The sequence below is a fragment of the Streptomyces sp. NPDC029466 genome (assembly GCF_055574515.1).
In genome coordinates, this window is record NZ_JBVHZH010000017.1 from 105,859 (window position 1) to 119,764 (window position 13,906).

At 73.8% G+C, this 13,906-nt stretch carries 9 protein-coding genes; 7 read left to right on the top strand and 2 right to left on the bottom strand.

What is annotated here, in order from left to right:
• The first annotated feature begins 126 nt into the window (after positions 1 to 126).
• On the top strand, positions 127 to 822 hold the full coding sequence (locus ACZ4XD_RS15655) for an alpha/beta fold hydrolase (protein WP_468042376.1): 696 nt from the start codon (positions 127 to 129) through the stop codon (positions 820 to 822).
• 39 nt (positions 823 to 861) lie between these two features.
• Here ACZ4XD_RS15655 and ACZ4XD_RS15660 read toward each other — a convergent pair whose 3' ends face one another.
• The gene (locus ACZ4XD_RS15660; RefSeq protein WP_468042378.1) at positions 862 to 1,761 is read right to left on the bottom strand and encodes a hypothetical protein; all 900 of its coding nucleotides are present in this window, start codon (positions 1,759 to 1,761) and stop codon (positions 862 to 864) included.
• A 264-nt stretch (positions 1,762 to 2,025) separates the two neighbouring features.
• Between ACZ4XD_RS15660 and ACZ4XD_RS15665 the strand changes: the two genes are divergently transcribed.
• The 4 genes from ACZ4XD_RS15665 to ACZ4XD_RS15680 all read left to right on the top strand — a co-directional run bounded on the left by ACZ4XD_RS15665 (position 2,026) and on the right by ACZ4XD_RS15680 (position 7,671).
• Positions 2,026 to 2,820, top strand: a complete 795-nt coding sequence (locus tag ACZ4XD_RS15665; RefSeq protein ID WP_387245230.1) for a S1 family peptidase — start codon at positions 2,026 to 2,028, stop codon at positions 2,818 to 2,820.
• Between the two features lie 229 nt (positions 2,821 to 3,049).
• A complete protein-coding gene (locus tag ACZ4XD_RS15670; RefSeq protein ID WP_468042380.1) occupies positions 3,050 to 3,226 on the top strand; it encodes a hypothetical protein in 177 nt (58 codons plus the stop codon).
• 31 nt (positions 3,227 to 3,257) lie between these two features.
• Complete coding sequence (locus ACZ4XD_RS15675; RefSeq protein ID WP_468042382.1) at positions 3,258 to 4,415, top strand: sensor histidine kinase; 1,158 nt, start codon at positions 3,258 to 3,260, stop codon at positions 4,413 to 4,415.
• A 175-nt stretch (positions 4,416 to 4,590) separates the two neighbouring features.
• Positions 4,591 to 7,671 (top strand): endo-alpha-N-acetylgalactosaminidase family protein, encoded by a 3,081-nt coding sequence (locus tag ACZ4XD_RS15680; RefSeq protein WP_468042384.1) that lies wholly within the window; start codon positions 4,591 to 4,593, stop codon positions 7,669 to 7,671.
• Positions 7,672 to 7,713: 42 nt separating this feature from the next.
• Here ACZ4XD_RS15680 and ACZ4XD_RS15685 read toward each other — a convergent pair whose 3' ends face one another.
• Complete coding sequence (locus ACZ4XD_RS15685) at positions 7,714 to 9,537, bottom strand: glycoside hydrolase family 35 protein (protein ID WP_468042421.1); 1,824 nt, start codon at positions 9,535 to 9,537, stop codon at positions 7,714 to 7,716.
• 214 nt (positions 9,538 to 9,751) lie between these two features.
• On the opposite strand from ACZ4XD_RS15685, the gene ACZ4XD_RS15690 reads away from it, so the two are divergent.
• Together ACZ4XD_RS15690 and pepN are read left to right on the top strand one after the other, a co-directional pair.
• Positions 9,752 to 10,639, top strand: coding sequence for a helix-turn-helix domain-containing protein (locus ACZ4XD_RS15690; RefSeq protein WP_468042386.1), 888 nt, complete (start codon positions 9,752 to 9,754; stop codon positions 10,637 to 10,639).
• 689 nt (positions 10,640 to 11,328) lie between these two features.
• A complete protein-coding gene (gene pepN / locus ACZ4XD_RS15695) occupies positions 11,329 to 13,875 on the top strand; it encodes an aminopeptidase N (RefSeq protein WP_468042388.1) in 2,547 nt (848 codons plus the stop codon).
• The last annotated feature ends 31 nt before the right edge of the window (positions 13,876 to 13,906 follow it).

The following is a 13,906-nucleotide window of genomic DNA, read 5'->3' on the forward strand; positions in this document are numbered from 1 at the left end:
GGGTCGGGCCGGAGCGCCCCCGCCGCCTCGGCTGACACGTGTAACGTCGGGCCGGTGCGCCACCGGACCGGCGAACGGGACCGGACCCCCGGGAGCCGGAGCGCGGGAACCGAAGAGAGGCAGGGCATGCAGCTGCACACCCACGAATGGGGCACCGGCGAACGCGTCGCGGTGCTGGTCCACGGCCTGATGTCCGATCACCGCACCTGGCACCGGGTCGGTCCGGCGCTCGCCGACCGGGGCTACCGGGTGCTCGCCGTCGATCTGCGCGGCCACGGCCGCAGCCCGCGCGGCCCGTACGGCACCGAGCTGTTCGCCGAGGACCTCGTGGAGACCCTGCCCGCCGCACCCGAGGTCGCCATCGGGCACTCCCTGGGCGGGCTGGCGCTGTCCCTGGCGGTGGAGCGGCTCCAGCCGCGGCGGGCGGTGTACTGCGATCCGGCCTGGTCGCTCGCCAGGGTCGGACAGCCCGTCGACCCGGCCCTGTTCGTCGCGTTCAAGCGGGCCGACCGGGAGATGGTGCGGACCTTCAACCCGCGCTGGTGCGAGGCCGATATCGACCTCGAACTGGCCACGGTCGCGGACTGGGACACCGGGACCGCCCTCGCGCTGTCCGCCGTCCACCTCCAGGACCACACGCCCGAGAAGCCGGTCGTCCCGTCCCTGGTGCAGTTCGCGGGGGAGGGCTTCCTCTTCTCCGAGCAGGCGGCGGCCGAGCTGACCGAGCGCGGCTTCGAGGTCCGTACGGTGCCCCGCACGGGCCACACCATCCACCGTGACGACTTCGACGGCTTCATGGCGGGCCTGGAGGGGTGGGTCTAGGAACGGTCCGGGAGCGGCCGCCCCTCGGCTGATATCCCGTCAGGTATCACAGTCCAGCAGCGTCTTGCACAGTCCGCAGCGCGCCTGGAGCCGGCCGCGGACCGGGACCCGGATCCGCTGATGGCAGGCGGGGCAGGGGAACGTGACCCGCAGCGGCGACGGGCCCTCGAAGGCATAGCCCTCGGCCGTGGCGGGCGGCCGGCCGGCGCGCCGCGGATCCTCCGCCGCCCGGCGGTCCTTGGCGTAGCGCAGCCGGGCCGCCCAGCCCGCGCCGGCGAGCGGTGGCCGGCGCAGGTCCTGGCGGGCCCGCGCGGCGCCCGCCGTGTACGCGTCGTACGCCTGCGGGCTGGTGAACCACGGCGCCGGGTCCTCCCCGAAGAACCGGGCCCGCTTGGCGAGGACGTAGCCGAACTCCTCCGGCGTCAGATAGCCCAGCTTCTGCGAGAACGGGCCGTGCTCGCGGTAGGCGTCCAGCAGCAGCCAGCCCGCGCCGAGGTAGGCGGCGGCGGTGTCGGTGAGGATCTCGTTGTCGCGGGTGCCGGGGAAGGTCAGATCCAGACGGTGCAGCGCGACATGTGTCACCTCATGGGCCAGTGCGGCGCCGATGTCCTTGCGGTGCGTGCGGAAGCGGTCGTTGAGCTCGATGAAGTACTCCGGGCCCGCGGTCAGTTCGACGTTCGCGGCATGCTCCATCTCCCGGAAGGTGATCACCGCCCGCGCGTCCGGCAGATGCAGTTGCCGGACCAGGGCGCCGACCACCCGCTGCGCGCCCAGATGCAGATCCTCGTCCTCGCCGAAGGCCACATCGACCGGCAGCACGCTGGTGTCGAAGGTGCGCACGGTGTCGTACGACAGGCGTTTGAACAGGGCATGGACGGCCGCGCGCACCGTGTCGAGGTGGGGGTAGCCGTGCTCGATCGCTCTGCCGCCGGTGGTCACCCGGCCACTGTACGGGGGGCCGGGAAAGTCCGGAATGAGGCGTACGGGCGTGGCGCGTACGGGAGTTGGCCGGATGCGCACCCTTGTCACTCCGCGCGCCCACTCCGGATAATCGCAGAGCGCTGTACGGACTCATCCCCCACTGGGTCCGGACGCCTCACGGTGTGCTGTCTTCCTCCATGTGCTGTGTGCGGCGGTCACATCCGGCTCCGGTGTTGGCATGGGCTCGTCATCGACGTGCAACCCCCCACGAAAGGAAGCCCGTTGCGCAGCTACCGGAAGCCCCTCAAGAGAACCCTCGCCGTCGGCGCGGTCGCCCTGGCCGCTTTCAGCCTCCAGCCCGGCTCGGCCTCGGCCGCGCCCGCCCCCGAACCGTCCACCAAGGTCGTCGGCGGCACCAAGGCCGACCAGGGTGAATTCCCCTTCATGGTCCGGCTGTCGATGGGCTGCGGCGGCGCCCTCTACGCCAAGGACATCGTGCTCACCGCGGCGCACTGCGTCGACGGCAGCGGCGACAACACCTCCATCACCGCCACCGCCGGCGTGGTCGACCTGGAGGACTCCGCCGCCGTCAAGGTCAACTCCACCAAGGTCCTCCAGGCCCCCGGCTACAACGGCAAGGGCAAGGACTGGGCCCTGATCAAGCTCGCCAAGCCGATAGACCAGCCCACCCTGAAGATCGCCGAGGACGACAAGCTCAACAGCGGCGACTTCACCATCGCCGGCTGGGGCGCCGACAAGGAAGGCGGCGAGCAGCAGCGCTACCTCCTCAAGGCGACCGTGCCGTTCGTCGACGACGCCGCCTGCCAGAAGGCCTACGGCGACCAGCTGACCCCCGGTGACGAGATCTGCGCCGGCAAGCTGGACACCGGCGGCACCGACACCTGCCAGGGCGACTCCGGTGGCCCGATGTTCCGCAAGGACGACGCCGGCAAGTGGCTCCAGGTCGGCATCGTCTCCTGGGGCGAGGGCTGCGCACGCCCCGGCAAGCCCGGTGTCTACAGCGAGGTGAGCGCCTTCGCCGCCGATATCAAGAAGGCCGCGGGCGAACTGGGCTGACCGGCCCCGCACACCGACGCCACACCTTCGGGCCCGGGGAGCCGCTCCCCGGGCCCTTTGCCGGGACGGAAGTCCCGGACCTCGGTCCCGGCCCTTGGTCCCGCCGCGCCACGGCCCTCGGTCCCTCCGCCCCGGGACCAAATACGGGTTCCCGGCCGGGTCCTGTGCCGCCATGGAGGACCGGACGGCCTCTGGGCGGCCCCGCCACCACCTCCCTAGCGTGAACGGCATGACCCCCGAGCCCCGCCGCCGGCCCCCGGCGCCCGACCGCGACCGCCGCACCACTGTCTTCGCCGCCCTGCTCCTCGCCGCCTCCGCCGCGACCCTCGCCTACGTCCTGCTCGGCGGTCAGCACGATCCCCTCGAGACACCGGACGATGCCCCCACGACGGCGGCGTGGGGGTGAACCGCACGGCAACACCGGACGGGTCCCGCGGATGAGCCCCCTGCCGGGGCGGCCGACGAGCCGGCCACCGCGCCGCATCGCGACCGCGGCCGGCCCGGCGGTGCTTGTGCTGCTCCTCGCCGGGCTGGAGACCGTGGCGATGGCCCACGAGCCCGCCCGGCCGCACGCCGTCATGGGGGCGACCGCCCTCGCGGTCTGCCTGTGCACGGTGCCCGGCGCCCGGATCCCGCTGACCGCCCGGGCCGCCGCCGCGGCCGTGATCTCCCTGACCGGGTCCGCGCTGCTGATCGCCGGACCGCGCCCACCCCACGTATGGGGCCTGGGCGAAGGACTCGCCCTGCTCCTGCTGCTCGCCGCCGTGGTCCGCCGGGCACCCGGCCGCACCGCCGCCGCCCTCGGTCCGCTGCTGGGCCTGGCCTGCGTCCTCACCCCGCTGCGCGACCTCCGCCCTGGCCTGTTCACCGTGGTCCAGGCGGTACTCACCGTGGTCGTCACCGCCTACTCGCTGACCCTGCGCCGGCAGGACGCCCAGCGGCTGCGCGATCTCGCCGCGGTCCGGGCCGCCGAACGTCTGGAACTGTCGCGGGAGCTGCACGACCTGATCGCCCACCACGTCACCGGCATCGTCGTCCAGGCCCGCGCCGCGCGCTGCACCGGCCTCCAGGGCCCGCCGGCCGACGCCACCTTCGCACGGATCGAGAACGCCGGCAGCGAGGCGCTGGGCGCGATGCGCCGACTGGTGCGGGTACTGCGTGAGGACGGGGCGCGGGCCCATCCGCTCGCCGGGCTCGCGGAGGTCCGTGCGATGACCGACACGTTCGCCCGTACCGGCCCGCCGGTCGTCCTCGCCCTCGAAACCGGCGCCGCGCACGCGCTGCCGGCCGAGGTGGCCGCGGCCGTTCACCGCATCGTGCGCGAGGCGCTCACCAACATCCGCAAGCATGCCGCGGACGCCACGGCGGTACGGATCGGCCTGCGGTCCGTCCCCCGCGGGGTGGAGTTGCGCATCGCCAACGACGGCGGCGCCCCCGCCCGCCTCTCCGAACAGGCCCGCGGCGGGGGCTTCGGCCTGGCCGGACTCACCGAACGGGCCGAGGCGATGGGCGGCCGGCTCACCGCGGGCCCGGCGCCGGAGGGCGGCTGGGAACTCACCGCCGTCCTGCCCCTCGACGGCGGCGCCACGGCCTGACCTGCCTCTCGACGGCGGGCTCGCCTGGTCCCTCTCTCGACGGCGGCCCGCCGCCTGCCCCGCCCGCCGCACATCTGTCCAACACCTGCCCCTCCTTTGTCCATAGGCGCACGCCCCGCACCGGCAGCACGCTGTCCGCCGACAGGCAGTGCAGGCACGAAGGAGGACCGTGCGCGTGAACGAACAGACCGCAGCCCCGGCCGGGCCCAGCCGCCGAAAGGTCGTCGCCGCCACCGCGCTCGCCGGGGTCGCCGGCGCCCTCCCGCTCGCCCCACGGCCCGCCACGGCCGCACCCCGCGCGGCGGAGGCACTGCTGCGGTCCGACGCGCTGGAGGTCCGCGTCGACACCGCCTTCCCGCGCGTCGTCTCCTACACCGACCGAGGCACCGGCGCCGTGCTGCACGGCGGGCAGACCCCGGTCACCCGGGTCCTCATCGACGGCACCGCCCACACCCCCCGGGTCACCCACCGCGCCCGCGCCGGCCGCGCCACCTACACCCTCACCTTCGACGGCGGCACCAGGATCACCGTCGAGATCGCCGTCCACGGCCGGCGGACCACCTGGCGGGTCACCGGCATCACCGACACCCCGGCACTGCGCGTCGGCACCCTGGAGATCCCCGGCCTCGCCCTGCTCGCCGTCCGCAGCGACCAGCCCGACGCCACCCTGCTCGCCGCCCGGATCGCCCTCGACAAGGCCACCAGCGGCGACACCCTGGTACGGGTCACCGACGACACCCCCGCCGAGGCCACCCCCACCGGATGCGCCTACGCCGTCGTCGCCACCGGCCAACTGGCCGCCGGCATCGACACCAACACCTGCTACGACCGGCCCACCGGCGCCACCACCTGGGAGAACGGCAGGCTGTGGCGGCAGACCGTGCACGGCGACGGCTTCGTCACCGCCCAGCTCGGCTGCGGCCAGTGGACCCACCGGGCGGCCGGCCAGCAAGTGGACACCACCGACCCGCTGCCGTACGCGACCGTCGTCGTCACCCGCGACCGCAACGGCGACGGCACCGCCGACTGGCAGGACGGCGCGATCGCGCTGCGCGACATCATGGTGCGGCCGCTGGGCGCCGACGAACAGCATCTGCGGGTCGTCCCGCACATCCCGTTCAACTTCGCCAGCCAGGCCACCAACCCCTTTCTCGCCACCCTCGACACCGTCAAGCGCATCGCGCTGGCCACCGACGGACTGCGGCAGTTCACCCTCCTCAAGGGCTACCAGTCCGAGGGCCACGACTCCGCCCACCCCGACTACGGCGGCAACTACAACGAGCGGGCCGGCGGCCTCACCGACCTCAACGCCCTGCTCCGCGCCGGCAAGAAGTGGAACAGCGACTTCGCGGTGCACGTCAACGCCACCGAGTCCTACCCGGTCGCGCACGCCTTCTCCGAAACGCTCGTCAACAAGGACGACAAACAGTGGGACTGGCTCGACCAGTCCTACCGCATCGACGCCCGCCGCGATCTGGTCTCCGGCGACATCGCCCGCCGCTTCGCCCAGCTGCGCGAAGAGACCGACCCCGCGCTGAACACCCTCTACCTCGACGTCTTCCGCGAGTCCGGCTGGAACTCCGACCGGCTCCAGCGCCATCTGCGCGACCAGGGCTGGCAGATCACCACCGAATGGGGCCACGGCCTGGAACGCTCCGCCCTGTGGTCGCACTGGGCGAACGAGACCGACTACGGCCCCGACACCTCACGCGGTATCAACTCCCAGCTGATCCGCTTCCTGCACCACCACCACAAGGACGTCTTCGCCGACAAGTGGCCCACGCTGCTCGGCCACGGCCGGATGGGCAACTTCGAGGGCTGGGTGGGCAAGACCGACTGGCACGCCTTCCACACGATCATCTGGACCGACGCGCTGCCCGCCAAATACCTCCAGGCATACCCGATCAAGACCTGGGGCGCGCACGAGATCACCTTCGAGGGCCCCACCAGGACCTCGGTCAGCGACGCCGAAGGCAGCCGCCGGATCACCACCGACGGCCGCCTCGTCTACGACGACGGCAGCTATCTGCTCCCCTGGGAGCCCCGCCGGGCCACCGACCCCGACAAGCTCTACCACTACAACCCCCGTGGTGGCAGCACGAGTTGGACGCTGCCCCGGGGCTGGTCGGCCGCCCGCGCCGTCTACGCCTACCGGCTCACCGACCAGGGCCGCACCCAGGAGACCCGGATCCCCGTCAACGACGGCAGGATCACCCTCACCGCCGAGCCCGGCGTGGCCTACGTCGTCCACCGCACCCGGGCCCCCGCTCAGGGCGACCCCCACTGGGGCGAGGGCACCCCCGTCACCGACCCCGGCTTCCACTCCGGAACCCTGGACGGCTGGCGGACCAGCGGCCCGGCCTCCGTCCAGCTCAGCAAGCCGGGCGACTACGAGCTGGTCATCGGCGCGGGCGGCGCCGCGACCGTCGCCCAGAAGCTCGCCCGGCTCACCCCCGGCAGCTACGCCGCCTCCGTCCAGATCGAGGTCGGGGCCACGGCGGGCGAACGGCGCCGGGCCGGCCTGGAGGTCCGCACCGCCGACGGAGTCACCGCCACCAACTGGACGGACACCTCCACCGCAGGCAACTACGTGGCGGCGGACCGCAAATCCGGCACCCGCTTCCAGCGCCTGTTCACGCACTTCACCGTCCCCGAGGGCGGCGGCCCGGTCACCCTCGCCCTGACCGCGGCGGCCGCCCGGGCCCGGGTCCGCTTCGACAACGTCCGCGTCGTGCCCGCCCGGCCCACCACCAAGAAGGGCGCCCTGGCCTACGAGGACTTCGCCCACGTCCCCCAGGGCTGGGGCGTCTTCGTCAAGGGCGACGCGGGCGGCAGCACCGACCCGCGCACCCATATCGCCCAGCGGCACGCCCCGTTCACCCAGCGCGGCTGGAACGGCAAGGCGATCGACGACGTCATCGACGGCGGCTCCTCGCTCAAGTCACGCGGCGAGAACACCGGGCTGGTCTACCGGACCGTCCCGCACACCGTCCGCTTCGCCGCCGGCCGCCGCTACCGGGTCACCTTCCGCTACGAGAACGAAAAGGCCGGCCAGTACGCCTGGGTCACCGCCGTCGACGCGCCGGCGCCCCGCGAGCTGAGCCGCCGCCCGCTGCCGGTGGCGACCCGACCCACCAGCTGGACCTATGAGTTCACCGCCCCGGCCGAGGGCACGGCATGGGTGGGACTGCGCAAGGTGGGTGACGACGGGACGGCGGAGTTCGTCCTGGACGCGTTCGAGGTGCGCGAGGTGTAGCCGGGCCGTGGGGGCGGGGCCGGCGCGCCCCCACGGCCGCCCTCAGCTCCCTGCCGTGCAGGGATACAGACCGGGCGCCCCCGCCCCTCTTCCCACCAGGGCCGGGGCGCCCTCCCACTCCCACAACAGCAGCGCGTTGTCGCCCTCGCGCAGCACCGGGCCCGGCACGTACAGCGTGCGCTGCGGCCCCTCGGCCCGATAGCGGCCCAGACAGAACCCGTTGATCCAGGCGAACCCGTGACGCCAGCCCGGCAGCGCGAGCTCCGCGTCACCGGGCCGCCCGCCCACCGTCAGCGTCCCCCGGTACAGCCCCGCACCGGCACCCGCACCGGCACCGGCACCCGCACCGGCACCGGCACCGGCCTCCGCCACCGCCCGGAACGGCACCCGGTCCGTCGCCCCCGCCGCCTCCAGCGCGTCCAGCCGCAGCCCCCGCGACCGCACCCCGTGCAGATACTGCCGCTCGTGCAGCAGCCCGCCCACGATCCCCTTCGACTCGGCCAGCCGCGGCCCGTAGTTGACCCGCCCCAGCGACGCCACCCACAACTCCACCGACGCCGGCCCCGCCACCTCACCGAGCACCGCGTCCTCGCCGTCCACCACGGCCCGCGGCTCCCCGTCGACGCACACCACCGCCCGGTCCCGCAGCCCGCGCACCCGCAGCGGGTACCGCCCCCGCGGCCCCGGAACCGTCACCTGATAGCGGACCAGCCCCCGGTCCACCCCCAGCTCCTCGAACGTCGCCGGGCCGGCCGCCTCGACCTCCGCACCGCCGAGCGCCGCCAGCACCTCCCCGGCCGGCGCCCACTCCCCGATCACCGCACGCACCGGAGCCGCCAGTACGGGCAGCGGCTCCGGCACCGGGGGCAGCGGCCCCTCCGCGTACTCGGCGAGCACCTCCCGGAACCGCCAGAACTTCTCGGTCGGCCGCCCGCGTTCATCGACCGGCGCCTGGTAGTCGTACGAGGTGACCGTCGGCCGCAGCTCCCCGTCCTGGAGCTCACCCGCGCGGTTCGCGCCCGCCCAGCCGCCGAAGCTCGTCCCGCCGTGCGCCATATAGACATTGACCGAGGCACCGCACTCCAGGATCTCCCGCAGCGCCGCCGCCGCGTCCTCCGCGGCACGCGGCTGCTCGCTGCGCCCCCAGTGCGTGAACCAGCCGCACCAGAACTCCATACACATCAGCGGCCCGTCCGCCCGATGGCGGCGCAGCGCCGCGAACGCCTCCCGGGCCCCGGAGCCGAAGTTGACGGTGGCCAGGACGCCGGGCACCGAACCGCCGCTCAGCATGTGGTCCTCCGGCCCGTCCGAGGTGCACAACGGCACCCGTACCCCCAGCGCCCGCAGCCGCTCCACGAGCCACACCAGATAGCCGGCATCGCTCCCGTACGAGCCGTACTCGTTCTCCGCCTGCACCAGGATCACCGGCCCGCCGCTGTCACACTGACGTGCCACGACCTGCGGCAGCAGCCGCCCGAACCACGCGTCCACGGCCCGCAGATACTCCGCGTCCCGGGTCCGCACCCGCCGCCCCAGCGGCCCGGTCAGCCACTCCGGCAGCCCGCCGTTCTCCCACTCCGCGCAGATGTACGGCCCCGGGCGGACGATCGCCCACAGCCCCGCCGCCTGCGCCGCGTCCAGGAACCGGCCCAGCGCCTCCGGGTCCCGGAACTCCCCGGGCCGCGGCTCGTGCAGATTCCACGGCACATACGTCTCCACGCAGTTCAGCCCCATCGCCCGGAGCATCGCCAGCCGGTGGCCCCACTGCGCCTCGTGCACCCGGAAGTAGTGCATCGCACCGGACAGCAGCCGCACCGGCCGCCCGTCCACCGTGAAGTCCCGCTCGCCCACCGCACACCGCGCCACGTCGCCCCGCCCCTGTGTCGTCCCGTGCCGCCGGCGCCGTGCCGTGGCCACCTGGGCGCCGACGGGCCGTACGGGCACGGTCATCGATACGTCATCGGTCACCCTCGCCCTCTGGCGGTGCGCCGGTCCATGGACAAAGATCGACCCTGCTTGGACGGTTCGACGGAGCGGCACGGAGAGACACGGAGAGACACGGAGCGACGGGAGGCCGGGCGTGTACCACACCTGGATGCGGTACTTCACGCCGAACCCGGTCCACCACCGGCTCGGCCTGGTGTGCCTGGGCGTCGGCCTCCAGCACGGCGCCCTGCCCACGGTCGGCCCGCGCACCCTCGACCACCACGTCGCCATCATCATCAGCGCCGGCCGCGGCTGGTGCACCGCCCCCGACGGCCGCCGCCACCCGGTCACCGCCCCCGCCCTGCTGTGGATCACACCGGGCGTGGTGCACCACTACGGGGCCGACCCCGAGACCGGCTGGGACGAAAGCTTCGTCGACTTCACCGGCCCGGCCGCCGCCACCTACACCGAACTCGGCTACATCGAGCCGGACCGGCCCGTCGTACCGCTCGCGGACACCGGACCCGCGCGGGCCGCGGTCGGGCGCATCGCACGGGCCGCACGCCGCGGCAACCCCCTGCTCGAAGTCGAGACCTCCGCCGCCGTCCACGAACTCCTGGTCGCCCTGCGCCGCGCCCGCGCCGACACCGACGCCGACGGCGACCCCGTCCTCCAGGCCCTGGCCCGCGACGCCTTCCTCCCCCTCTCGGTCGCCGAACACGCCGCCCGGCACGGTATGACCCCCGCCGAACTCCGCACCGCCGTCCGCCGCGGCGCCGGCTGCAGCCCCAAGGACTACCTCCTCGGCATACGACTGGGCCGCGCCAAGGAACTCCTGGTAGGCACCGAACTCCCGGTCGCCGCCGTCGCCCGCCGCGTCGGCTACGACGACCCCGCCTACTTCAGCCGCCTCTTCACCCGCCGCGTGGGCACCGCCCCCATCCGCTTCCGCGACCGCCAGGCCCACAACGTGCCCGGCGGCTGGTCCACGAAGATCCCGGACCCGAACGATCCCCCTTTGGTCAGCGGCTGGAGCGGCTGACCGGGGTTGCTGGTGGCTGGGGGTGGGTGCGGGTTGCCGGTGGCTGGGCGTCGTGCGCCTTCGGTTGGTGGGTGGTTGGGTCGGAGGGGACGCCCGGTAAGCCGTCCTCGGCGCGGGCGACGCGGGTCCCAGAGGTTCTTCGCCCCGTTGTTCGCTCCGGGTCCTGCGGGCGGCTCACCGGGCATCCCCTCCGACCTCCGTCCATGCGCGACTGACCCGCCATACCGATGACCGTTACGGCAGCCGTGCAGCGGGACCCCTTGGCAGGCACCTGGCCGAACTAGCCCCGCAGCTTGGGCGCGGGCCGTCGCGGGGGCTGTGACGGACGGTGCCACCGTCCGGCAGTCGGCAACGGGGGACGGTCGGAGGGGATGTACCGGGGCCCGCCCGCAGGACCGGAGCAAACGCCGGGGTGCTCGATCGCTCGTAGCCGCGTCGCCCGCGCCGAGGACGGGTCCCGGTGCGTCCCCTCCGGCCCCCGCGGCAGCCAGACAAGCCGCCCGGCGCCAGCCACAACGGAGCCGCACCAAACGACGTACGGCGCCCCCTCAGGGGCGCGGGGAACTGCGCGCCCAGCCACCACGGCGCCGCACCAAACAACGTACGGCGACTAACAGGGGCGCAGCCAAAAACCGCACACCCCCCAAACCCACCTGCCCCCGCCGCAGGCGGTACGGCAGCATGGCCCCATGCCCCAACTGACGCGCGACGAGGCGCAGACCCGAGCCCGGCTCATCGACGTCCACCGCTACGAGGTCGCCCTCGACCTCACCCGAGGCGCGGAGCGGTTCGGCTCCCGGACGGTCATCCACTTCACCGCGCGCACCGGCGGCGACACCTTCGTCGAGCTCAGGCCCGCCGAGCTGCACTCCGTCACCCTCGACGGCCGGCCGCTCGACCCCGCGGCCCTCGACGACAACCGCCTCCCGCTGACCGGCCTGGCCCCCGGCGCCCACGAGCTGCGGCTGGACGCCGCCATGCACTACTCCCGCACCGGCGAGGGCATGCACCGCTTCACCGACCCGGCCGACGGCGAGAGCTACGTCTACACCCAGCTGTTCATGGACGACGTCCAGCGCGTCTTCGCCGCCTTCGACCAGCCCGACCTCAAGGCCGTTTTCGCGCTCTCCGTCCAGGCCCCGGAAGACTGGACGGTGCTCGCCAACGGCCGCACCGAACATCTGGGGGAGGGCCGCTGGGAGGCCGCCCCGACCCCCCTCATCTCGACCTACCTGGTCGCCGTCGCCGCCGGCCCCTGGCACTCGGTCCGCACCGAGCACGCCGGACTGCCCTTCGGCATCCACTGCCGCCGGTCGCTCGCGCCGCACCTGGACGCCGACGCCGGGGAGATCCTCGACCTCACCCGCCGCTGCTTCGACCGCTATCACGAGATCTTCGAGGAGCCGTACCCCTTCGACTCCTACGACCAGGCATTCGTCCCCGAGTTCAACGCGGGCGCCATGGAGAACCCCGGCCTGGTCACCTTCCGCGACGAGTATGTCTACCGCTCCGCCGTCACCGACACCGAACGCCAGACCCGCGGCGTGACGATCGCCCACGAAATGGCCCACATGTGGTTCGGCGACCTGGTCACCCTCCAGTGGTGGGACGACATCTGGCTGAACGAGTCCTTCGCCGAGTACATGGGTTACCAGGTCCTGGCCGAGGCCACCCGCTTCACCGACACCTGGACCGACTTCGCCGTCGCCCGCAAGGGCTGGGGCTACGACGCCGACCAGCGGCCGTCCACCCACCCCGTCGCCCCCACCCCCGCGGACGTCCCCGACACCGCCTCCGCGCTGCTCAACTTCGACGGCATCTCGTACGCCAAGGGCGCCTCCGCACTGCGCCAACTCGTCGCCTGGATGGGGGAGAAGGACTTCCTCACCGGCATCAACGAGCACTTCGCCCGGCACCGCTTCGGCAACGCCACCCTCGCCGACTTCCTCGACTCCCTCGCCCGCGCCACCGACCGCGATGTGCACGCCTGGGCCACGCGCTGGCTGCGCACCACCGGGGTCGACACCCTCACCCCGGTCGTGCAGGAGGCCGCGGACGGCAACTGGAGCGTGTCCGTCGAGCAGACCGGCAGCGCGGACGGCACCCGCCCGCACCGTCTCACCGTCGGGCTCTACGACCACGACCGCGCCGCCCCGGGCCGCCTCGTGCCACGCGAACCGCTGTCCTGGGACGTGCCCGACGACGGCTCCCACGCGGCCACCGGCGGCCGCCCCGCCCTGCTCCTCCTCAACGACCAGGACCTCACCTACGCCAAGGTCCGCCTCGACCCCGTCTCCTGGGACACCGTCCTCGGCGCCCTGTCCGGCCTCCCCGACCCGCTGACCCGCGCCGTCGTATGGAACGCCGCCCGCGACATGGTCCGCGACGGCGAACTCGCGCCCACCGCCTATCTGGACGCCGCCCGCGCCCACCTCCCGCACGAGACCGACCTCGCCCTCGTCCGGGGCGTCCTCGCCTTCGCCCGTACCCAGATCGCCGACCAGTACCTCGCCCTCCCCGAACGCCACAGCGCCCTCAGCACCCTCACCGCCCTCAGCCGCGACATACTCCGCCGCACCGAAGGCCCCGAACACGGCACCGAAGCAGGACTCCGGCTCACCGCCGTACGTGCCTTCATCGACAGCGCCACCACCCCCGAAGGCATCCAGGACTGGCTCGACGACGGCAGCGTCCCCGGCGGCCCCCGTCTCGACCCCGAACTGCGCTGGCGCATCCTCGGCCGGCTCGCCACCCTCGGCGCCACCACCCCGGACGCCATCGACGCCGAACTCGCCCGCGACCCCAGCGCCACCGGCCGCGAGGGCGCCGCCCGCTGCCACGCCGCGCTCCCCGACCTGGCCGCCAAACAGGCCGCCTGGGACGCCCTGTTCACCACCGACGGCGAGGCCGCCCTCTCCAACTACCTCTTCACGGCCACCGCCACCGGCTTCTGGGCCCCCGAACAGCTCGACCTGCTCCGCCCCTACGTCGACCGCTACTTCACCGAGGTCCCCGCCCTCGCCGCCGCCCGCGGCCCGGCCCTCGCCGCGGCCGCCGGCCGCAACGCCTTCCCCGCGCCCTTCGTCGAGGACCACACCCTCCGGCTCGGCGAGACCTGCCTCACCGACCGCGACCCGATCCCGGCCCTGCGCCGTAAGCTCGTCGACCAACTCGACGACCTGCGGCGGGCCCTGCGGGTACGCGCTGCGGCCGGCCGCGCGGTGACCGCCGGCTGAACGCAGCGGGTGCCGCCGGACCGGCAGCCGG

Coding starts and splice junctions, on each gene's coding strand:
- ACZ4XD_RS15655 (WP_468042376.1), top strand. CDS start 127: ATGCAGCTGCACACCCACGAATGGGGCACCGGCGAACGCGTCGCGGTG.
- pepN (WP_468042388.1), top strand. CDS start 11,329: ATGCCCCAACTGACGCGCGACGAGGCGCAGACCCGAGCCCGGCTCATC.
- ACZ4XD_RS15675 (WP_468042382.1), top strand. CDS start 3,258: ATGAGCCCCCTGCCGGGGCGGCCGACGAGCCGGCCACCGCGCCGCATC.
- ACZ4XD_RS15670 (WP_468042380.1), top strand. CDS start 3,050: ATGACCCCCGAGCCCCGCCGCCGGCCCCCGGCGCCCGACCGCGACCGC.